Source organism: Stenotrophomonas sp. I18B00994 (genome assembly GCF_014145825.1).
Classification (GTDB): Bacteria; Pseudomonadota; Gammaproteobacteria; order Xanthomonadales; family Xanthomonadaceae; genus Stenotrophomonas; species Stenotrophomonas maltophilia.
On record NZ_JACIUW010000049.1, the window covers coordinates 1 to 1,065 of the forward strand.

The following is a 1,065-nucleotide window of genomic DNA, read 5'->3' on the forward strand; positions in this document are numbered from 1 at the left end:
GAGGGCCACCTCGGCGTCTCGCTTACGGGCGTTGAGGATCACCAGCATTTTGCGCATGACCGCCACGAGCGCCACCTTGCTCGCTTTGCCCTTGGCCTTCAGGCCAGCGTAAAACGCGCGCAGCCTTGGCTCGTACCGGATGGCCGTCAGGGCCGCCATGTAAAGGGCTTCGCGTACCACCGCGCGCCCACCACTGATCCGCCGTTGGCCCTGCCAGGTGCCACTTTCGCGGTTCATCGGGGCCAACCCCACCAGCGATGCTATGGCTTTGCTTCCCAAGCTGCCCAGTTCGGGCAACTCGCAGGCCAGTGTGCTGATCAGGATGGGGCCGACGCCTTTGAGCGCGCCGATATTCTTCCAGCCAGGCTGCCCCTCAAGCTGCTCGGCAATAGCTTTATCCAACTGCTTCAGGTCGTCAGATAGCTGAGCTATATGGCGTTGCTTCATCGCAATCAGATCCGGATCGACCAATCGCCGCAAGCGCTGCATCTCACTGACCCGCATCTGCACCAGTTGCCTGCGGCATTGCGCAAATTCAGCCAGACGCTGCTGCCAAGGAGCAGGCGGTACGTAGCGGGTCAGCGGCAACAAATGGGCCATCTGTGCCAGCACTGTCGCATCGAGCCGATCGGTCTTGGCGGCACGGCCCGTGCCTTGGGCAAATCGCCGTGCACGCGCCGGATTGATTCGTACCATCGGCAGGCCAGCGGCGTGCAATACATCCAGAGCAGCACGCTCGTAACCCCCGCTTGCCTCAAGAACGACCTGCTTGATCGGCCACGTCTTCAGCCACCGAATCAAGCGCACAAAGCCGCGCTTGTCGTTGCTGAATTGGCGAAACTGCTCTCCATGGACGGCCACATCCAGCGTGGCTTTGCTCACATCGATCCCGATCCCAAACATGGCAGAACTCCGCTAGGCTGACAGGGTCGAGAGCTCTCCCCGCTTGCCCAGTCTTATCAGTTCGAGCGCCAACTCAACCAACTGTTCGGGCGGTTCAGGGAGAATCCGGCGTGGGGACCCAAGCTACTTCTCGGTCGCAAGACCTGGATCCACACGGTCGCC

1 protein-coding gene is annotated in these 1,065 nt (G+C 61.5%); it reads right to left on the bottom strand.

What is annotated here, in order from left to right:
• The coding region (locus H4O10_RS22130; protein ID WP_049396193.1) for an IS110-like element ISStma6 family transposase at positions 1-903 on the bottom strand (903 nt) is incomplete at its 3' end.
• Positions 904-1,065: the final 162 nt, after the last annotated feature.